6 protein-coding genes, 1 other RNA gene and 1 pseudogene are annotated in these 6,791 nt (G+C 71.5%); 1 reads left to right on the top strand and 7 read right to left on the bottom strand.

All coding sequences use genetic code 11. The annotated features are described in order from the left end of the window. Positions 1-65: 65 nt before the first annotated feature. The 6 genes from ACFV5N_RS20240 to ftsE all read right to left on the bottom strand — a co-directional run bounded on the left by ACFV5N_RS20240 (position 66) and on the right by ftsE (position 5,845). Positions 66-1,862: a penicillin-binding transpeptidase domain-containing protein gene (locus ACFV5N_RS20240; protein ID WP_385601615.1), complete on the bottom strand. Its 1,797-nt coding sequence runs from the start codon at positions 1,860-1,862 to the stop codon at positions 66-68. Between the two features lie 97 nt (positions 1,863-1,959). Next, positions 1,960-2,330: a transfer-messenger RNA gene (gene ssrA, locus ACFV5N_RS20235) on the bottom strand. A 92-nt stretch (positions 2,331-2,422) separates the two neighbouring features. Further along, on the bottom strand, positions 2,423-2,929 hold the full coding sequence (gene smpB / locus ACFV5N_RS20230; RefSeq protein ID WP_385601612.1) for an SsrA-binding protein SmpB: 507 nt from the start codon (positions 2,927-2,929) through the stop codon (positions 2,423-2,425). Positions 2,930-2,973: 44 nt separating this feature from the next. Next, positions 2,974-4,119 (bottom strand): S41 family peptidase, encoded by a 1,146-nt coding sequence (locus ACFV5N_RS20225; protein WP_385601609.1) that lies wholly within the window; start codon positions 4,117-4,119, stop codon positions 2,974-2,976. A gap of 78 nt (positions 4,120-4,197) precedes the next feature. After that, complete coding sequence (ftsX, locus tag ACFV5N_RS20220; RefSeq protein ID WP_019435231.1) at positions 4,198-5,109, bottom strand: permease-like cell division protein FtsX; 912 nt, start codon at positions 5,107-5,109, stop codon at positions 4,198-4,200. 46 nt (positions 5,110-5,155) lie between these two features. Further along, positions 5,156-5,845, bottom strand: a complete 690-nt coding sequence (gene ftsE, locus ACFV5N_RS20215; RefSeq protein WP_019435230.1) for a cell division ATP-binding protein FtsE — start codon at positions 5,843-5,845, stop codon at positions 5,156-5,158. 228 nt (positions 5,846-6,073) lie between these two features. On the opposite strand from ftsE, the gene ACFV5N_RS20210 reads away from it, so the two are divergent. Then, positions 6,074-6,274, top strand: a complete 201-nt coding sequence (locus ACFV5N_RS20210) for a hypothetical protein (protein ID WP_385601606.1) — start codon at positions 6,074-6,076, stop codon at positions 6,272-6,274. Positions 6,275-6,368: 94 nt separating this feature from the next. Here the strand turns inward: ACFV5N_RS20210 and ACFV5N_RS20205 are convergent. Continuing rightward, positions 6,369-6,791: pseudogene (locus tag ACFV5N_RS20205) on the bottom strand (hypothetical protein); the annotation flags it as partial.

The following is a 6,791-nucleotide window of genomic DNA, read 5'->3' as shown; positions in this document are numbered from 1 at the left end:
AGCATCACCGCGAACGCCAGGTGGGCCTCGCGGTGGTAGCGGATCTGCCAGGCGTTGGTGTCCTTTTAACCGTCGCGGGTGTCTAACTCGGCGTTACCGGTCTTGGCGTGCGCCACCCCGGGCACGTCCCCGAGCACGGTGGCGGTGCCCTGGGTGACGGTGTCGCGCATCATCGTGCGCAGCGCGTCCACCGTCTCCGCGCTCAGCTCGCGCGGCGCGACCGCCGGGTCGGGCACCGCGTCCGGCACCAGCACCGGCTGGTGGAACGTGCCCTCGGCGACCGTCGCCGCGACCGAGGCCATCACCAGCGGGCTGGCCTGCACCCGGCCCTGCCCGATGAGGGAGGCGGCCAGGTCGCTGGCGCCTTCCGCGTCCGGCACACTGCCGTCGAACGAGCCGGCGCCCAGGTCCCACTCCACGCCGATGCCGAACGCCTCGGCGGTCAGCCGCAGCGTGTCGTCGTCGAACCGGTCGCGGTTGCCTATGTACGCGGTGTTGCAGGAGGCGGTGAACGCCTCGTGCAGCGTGGTGTCCGGGCCCAGCTCGAACTCGTTCTGGTTCTGGAAGCGGTACCCCTCGACCGTCTCGTACTTCGGGCAGCCGATGGCCTCCTCCGGCGCGGTGCCGTTCTCCAGCAGCGCGGCCGTGGTGATCACCTTGAAGGTGGAGCCGGGCGCGAGCTGCCCGCTCAGCGACCGGTCGCCGCTGTCCAGCGGCGAGTCGGCCGCCGCCAGCACCTCACCGGTGGACGGCCGCACCGCCACGATGGACCCGGCCTGGTCCGTGCCCTCCAGCGCCGCCTCGGCCGCCCGCTGCACGTCGGCGTCGATGGTGGTCTGCACCGGGGTGCCGGCCTCGCCGCCCTCCTGCTCGTACAGCACCTCCACCGCGTCCCCCGACTCCCGGTCGGCGATCACCACGGTGGCACTCGCGGTACCGGCCAGCTGCTCCTCGTACCGGCCCTGGAGCCCGGAGGAGCCGGTGCCGGTGGCCGGGTCGATGCCGCCGACCACGGTGCGCGCGAGATGCGCCAGCGGCCGGGTGTCCTCCGCGAACTGGAGGCCCTCGACCGCGCGCAGTTCGTCCTCGTGCTCCCGGAAGACCTGGTCGCGCAGGCTGACCACGGAGACCGCCTGGTCCGGGTCGGAGTCCTCGACCCGGTCGGCGAGCGCGTCGGTGTCCAGACCGACGTCGAGGCCGTCGAGCGCCTCCCAGGCCGCGTCCGGGTCGGTCAGCCGGGCCGGCCAGATGCTCAGGTCCCACACGGCGGAGGGGCCGGCGAGCTGGCTGCCGTCCGCGGCGAGGATCGGCGCCCGCTCGGGACGGTCGGTGCTGAGCACCAGGGTCTGCCCGTCCGCCAGCTCCGGGTGGACGAGCCGCGGCTCCCAGTGCACGTGCCAGCCCTCGTCCTCCACACCGTCCCGGGCGGCGTACAGGCTGGACTCGTAGGACCACTCCCCGACCCCGGGCAGCGTGAACGACGCGGTGAACGGCACGGCGTACGAGGCCTCGGGGGCCCCGTCTCCCGGCTCGCCGCGCACCGGCGTCCCGCTGACGGTGAGCACCGTCTCCTCGGCGCCCAGATTGCGCTGCACCGATTCCAGCAGAGAGGCCGCGGCCTTCGCGTCGTCGGTGTACGCCGCGGCCGCCTCCGGGTCGCCGTCCGCCCAGGCGCCGAGGAACCGTTCGGCCTCGGCCCGCGCGGCGTCCTCCGGGCTGTCGCCGTCACGGAGCAGCAGGACCGCGCCGATCGCCAGCACGGTGACCCCGACCGCTCCCGCTATGATCCACTTCGTTCGATGACGTCCGGTGTCCTGGTCCTGCTGCTGCGGCAGATCCCACCCCGGTGCGCTGTCTCCCATGCCGGTGACCCTACCGGGCCCCACCGACACCCGGTCCGTGCCGTCAACGACATCAGGCCCCGGTCCGCGCGAACGCGGGCCGGGGCCTGAGGTGAAACCGTGGAGATGGCGGGAATCGAACCCGCGTCCAGCGACGTGGAAGGAGGGCTTCTCCGAGCGCAGTCCGCTGCGATTTTCTCGGCCCCGGAGATCACGCGGACAAGTCTCCGACGGGCTCAGTCACTGTGAAATGTCCCGTTACCCCCCGTGACCGGGGCTAACGGTGAAGTTCCCTAGCTGATACCAGGAACCGGGACGGGAACAGGCCCGGGCTGGCACCTCACCAGTCGCTACTTATGCAGCGAGGGCGAAGGAATCGCGCTTGGTATTGGCGATTATTTTTTTGCGGCATATGGTTAACGAGATCATTGCCGCTTCCTCGGCTCGCTTCCCCTGCTTCGACAACCGCTGTCGAAACCGATCATCCCCATGTTGAGTTGACAAACAACCGAACCCTTCCGGGCCCGCTTCCCCCAGTATAGGGCACACGCCCGCGCCGCGCCCGGGCTTTTCCCCGGGCCTCAGGCCCGCTGCCTGCGCCGCGCCGCCGACATCGCCCGCTGCGCCTCCCGGGTGTCCTGCTTCTCCCGCAGCGTCTGCCGCTTGTCGTACTCCCGCTTGCCGCGCGCGACGGCCACCTCGACCTTCACCCGCCCGTTCGAGAAGTACAGCGCGAGCGGCACCAGCGTCAGCCCGGTCTCCTGGACCTTGCCGATCAGCTTGTCGATCTCCGCCCGGTGCAGCAGCAGCTTCCGCTTGCGGCGCGCGGCGTGGTTGGTCCAGGTGCCCTGCGCGTACTCCGGGATGTGCACGTTGTGCAGCCAGGCCTCACCCCCGTCGAGCTGCGCGAAGCCGTCCACCAGCGAGGCCCGGCCCTGCCGCAGCGACTTCACCTCGGTGCCGGTCAGCACCAGGCCGCACTCGTAGGTGCTCAGGATCTCGTAGTCGTGCCGCGCCTTCTTGTTCTGCGCGATCAGCTTGCGGCCGGACCCGATCTTGGTCTCTTTGCCCTTGTTCCCCTTAGCCATGACGTGATCAGTCTACGGCGCCGGGCCCGCCCGGCGCCGCCCCTTTACGCCAGGCCCGCCAGCACGGTGCGTGCCTTCGCCTCGGCGTCCTCGCCCGCGCCCACCGGCAGGTCCGGCTCCACCGGGCGCTCCTGGTCCACCGTCCGCCCCGAAGGGGTGACGTAGTGCCCCACGGTCAGCTCGGCCACCGAACCGTCCGGCTGCTCGCTCGGCATCTGCACCGTCCCCTTGCCGAAGGTGCGCGACCCGACCAGCACCGCCCGGTTGCGGTCCTGGAGCGCCGCCGCCAGCAGCTCCGCCGAACTCATGGTGCCGCCGTCCACCAGCACGACCAGCGGGGTCCCGGTGTCCCCGCCCGGCTCCGCGTGCAGCGCCCGCTGGTCGCCGTGCACGTCGTAGGTGGCGACCAGCCCGCCGTCCAGGAAGACCGACGCGGCCCGCGCCGCCTCGGTGAGCAGCCCGCCGCCGTTGCCGCGCAGGTCCAGCAGCACCGCGTCCCCGGCCGGGACCCGCTCCACCGCCTCCCGCAGCTGGTCGGCCGCGCCCCGGCTGAAGGAGGAGACATGGATCCGGGTCACCCCGGGCACCTCCCGCGTCACGGTCACGGTCTCCGCCGTCAGCCGGGCCCTGGCCACCTCGGTCTCCCACCGCTCCCCGGCCCGCGCCAGCCCCAGCAGCACCGTGGAGCCGGGCCCCGCCGCCGTCGGCAGGTCGCTGCCGCGCAGCCGGCCCACCGCGTCGGTGACGGCGCCGCCGTCCAGGCCCGCGCCGTCGATGGTGAGGATCTCGTCGCCCGGCAGGATGCCCGCCTCCTCGGCGGGGCTGCCGGCGTGCACCTCCCCGACCACGATCCGGCCGTCCGGGGTGCGGCTGACCGCTATCCCGGTGCCCACGTACTCCCCCTCCAGGGAGAGCCGCAGCCGCTCGTACTCCTGCGGCGAGTACGCCGCCGCCCACCGGTCGCCGCTGCGGCTCACCAGCCGGGCCGCGTCGCCCGCGTCCCGGGGCGCCGAGTCGTCACCGGCCGCCTCCCCGGGCGCCCGGCCGGCCCAGCCACCGCCGCCCGGCTCCGGGTCCTCCACCCAGGAGCCGGTCGCGGCCCCCGACATCAGCACACCGGCGAACACACAGGCCAAAGCCGCCCCACGCCGGACAGACCGGGGCGTCAGCCGATCAGTCGGACCTGACATGGACGGGAGTGTAGGACACCGAACCGGGGCGCGCGGAAGGCCGTTCGGGCCCGCGTGGCGTGATTCATCACACCCGGCTCACACCTTCAGGTACTTGCGCAGCGCGAAGAAAGCTGCCACGGACGGCATGAGCGCACCGACCGCCAGCACGAACGGCAGCACCGAGATCACCGCGTCCCAGCCGATGAAGTTGATCAGCGGGATCTCCTGCGCCAGGAAGTTGTTGATCGCGAAGTACTTCACCCCGACCAGCAGCACACACGCGAACAGACCGCCCAGCAGCCCCGCGATCGCCGCCTCCAGGATGAAGGGCATCTGGATGTAGAAGCTGGACGCGCCCACCAGCCGCATGATCCCGGTCTCCCGGCGGCGGCTGAACGCCGACACCCGCACCGTGTTGACGATCAGCAGCAGCGCCACCACCAGCATCAGGGCCATCAGCCCCAGCGCCGCGTAGTTGACGCCGTTCAGCAGCGCGAACAGGTTCTCCAGCTGCGCCCGCTGGTCCTCGACCGAGTACACGCCGTCCCGGCCGGCGAACGCGGTCGCCACCACGTCGTACTTCTCCGGATCCACCAGCTTGACGCGGAACGACTCCTGCATCTGGTCCGGCGTCACCACGGCGGCGATCGGCTGGCCCTCCTGCTGCTCCTGGTACCGGTCGTACGCCTCGGCCGCCGACTCCTGGTAGACCTCGTCGACCAGTTGCATCGACTCCAGCTCGCCGAGGATCTCCTCCTTCTGGTCCTCGGTCACCGCGCCGCGCGCGCACTGCGGCGCGTTGTCGGCGTCGTTCTCGTTGCACAGGAAGATCGAGACCTGGACCTTGTCGTACCAGAAGTCCTTCATGCTGTTGACCTGCTGATTGGCCAGCAGCGAGCCGCCGAGGAGCGCGAGCGAGAGGGCGACCGAGACGATGACGGCGAAGGTCATCGTGAGATTGCGGCGGAGACCGACTCCGATCTCCGACAGGACGAAGTGGGCGCGCATGGCGTCCTTTCAGTGCGGGGGTGGGGTGCCTTCGGTACGCCCGAGGTCAGTTCTGGTAGCCGTACACGCCGCGCGTCTGGTCACGCACGAGTCGGCCCTTCTCCAGCTCGATCACCCGCTTGCGCATCTGGTCCACGATCTGCGCGTCGTGCGTCGCCATCACCACGGTGGTCCCGGTGCGGTTGATGCGGTCGAGCAGCTTCATGATGCCAACGGAGGTGTCCGGGTCGAGGTTGCCCGTCGGCTCGTCGGCGATCAGCAGCATGGGGCGGTTGACGAACGCGCGGGCGATGGCGACCCGCTGCTGCTCACCACCGGACAACTCGCCCGGCATCCGCTCCTCCTTGCCGCCCAGACCGACCAGATCGAGGACCTCGGGGACGGTCTTGCGGATCTTGCCGCGCGACTCCCCGATCACCTCCATCGCGAAGGCGACGTTCTCGCCGACGGTCTTGTTCGGCAGCAGCCGGAAGTCCTGGAAGACGGTGCCGAGCTGGCGGCGCACCTGCGGCACCTTCCAGTTGGACAGCCGGCCCAGGTCCTTGCCGAGGACGTGCACGGTACCGGTGCTGCACCGCTCCTCACGGAGCAGCAGCCGCAGGAAGGTGGACTTGCCGGAGCCGGAGGAGCCCACCAGAAAGACGAACTCGCCACGCTCGACCTCCAGGGAGACATCGCGCAGCGCGGGCGCGGTCTGCCGGGGGTACGTCTTGGAGACATTGTCGAATCGGATCACGGTTACACCACGTCAAGGCTGGGTACATGCGGCGGAAGCCCTGGCGGTATCTCCCGGCCGATGGCTGGGGGAGGCTCCCCCCTCGCTGGGCACAGACCTTACGCGACGCGGCGCATGGTCCGCAGACACCGACCGCTACCACCCGCTTTGCCCCGATCTGGTGTCCGCGGCTCCGGCCAAAGCCTGGCACAGTAGGTAAGGAGGGGGCTGTGAGAGGAGACGATCGCCATGACCGCCGCCGACTGGCTGGTGTGCGCGAACTGCGCGGGGCGCGTGAGCGAGGGCCGGTGCGCCGTGTGCCGGGACCGGCTCGCGCGGATGCGTGAGGAGCGGGGGGCGTGGGGCCCGCTGGGCGCCCCGGGGGCCTTCCTGGTGGCAGCGCTGGTGGCGCTGGCGGCCGTGGTGCTGCTGGTGGCCAGACCGGCCTGAGACCGGCACGCCGTACGCGGACACACGCCGGGCCCGGAGCGGGATTCCTCTCGCTCCGGGCCCGGTCGCGTTACGCGCTGGGTGCGGGACGCCGTCAGGCGGCGGCAGCACCCTTGTTCACGAGGCGCGGCAGGTAGCGGAAGGCCACCCCACCGGCGATCATGGTCGCGGCGCCGATGATCAGCAGCGCCTCACCGCCGGACGCACCGGTCTCGGCCAGCTCACCACGGTCCCCGTTCGGGGTCTCCCCGGCGGGAGTGGTGGTGTCCGGGACCGTCTCGGTGATGTCCTCGGTCGGCGGGTTCTGCTCGATCGGGCTGGTGGCGCTCCCCGGCCCGTCGGGGTCCGGGTTGTTGCCGGTGGCGCCCTCGTTCACGCCGGGGCCGGTGCCGGGGCCACCGTTGCCGCTGCCACCGTTGTCGGAGCCGCCCTGGTCACCACCCTGGTCAGCGCCCTCGTTCCCGGAGCCGCCCTGGTCACCACCCTGGTCAGCGCCCTCGTTCCCGGAGCCGCCCTG

Origin of the sequence: Streptomyces sp. NPDC059853 (assembly GCF_042731495.1) — a bacterium.
Classification (GTDB): Bacteria; Actinomycetota; Actinomycetes; order Streptomycetales; family Streptomycetaceae; genus Streptomyces.
This window is presented reverse-complemented; position numbering and strand designations above follow the sequence as displayed.

Coding starts and splice junctions, on each gene's coding strand:
- ACFV5N_RS20240 (WP_385601615.1), bottom strand. CDS start 1,862: ATGGGAGACAGCGCACCGGGGTGGGATCTGCCGCAGCAGCAGGACCAG.
- ftsX (WP_019435231.1), bottom strand. CDS start 5,109: ATGCGCGCCCACTTCGTCCTGTCGGAGATCGGAGTCGGTCTCCGCCGC.
- smpB (WP_385601612.1), bottom strand. CDS start 2,929: ATGGCTAAGGGGAACAAGGGCAAAGAGACCAAGATCGGGTCCGGCCGC.
- ACFV5N_RS20210 (WP_385601606.1), top strand. CDS start 6,074: ATGACCGCCGCCGACTGGCTGGTGTGCGCGAACTGCGCGGGGCGCGTG.
- ACFV5N_RS20225 (WP_385601609.1), bottom strand. CDS start 4,119: ATGTCAGGTCCGACTGATCGGCTGACGCCCCGGTCTGTCCGGCGTGGG.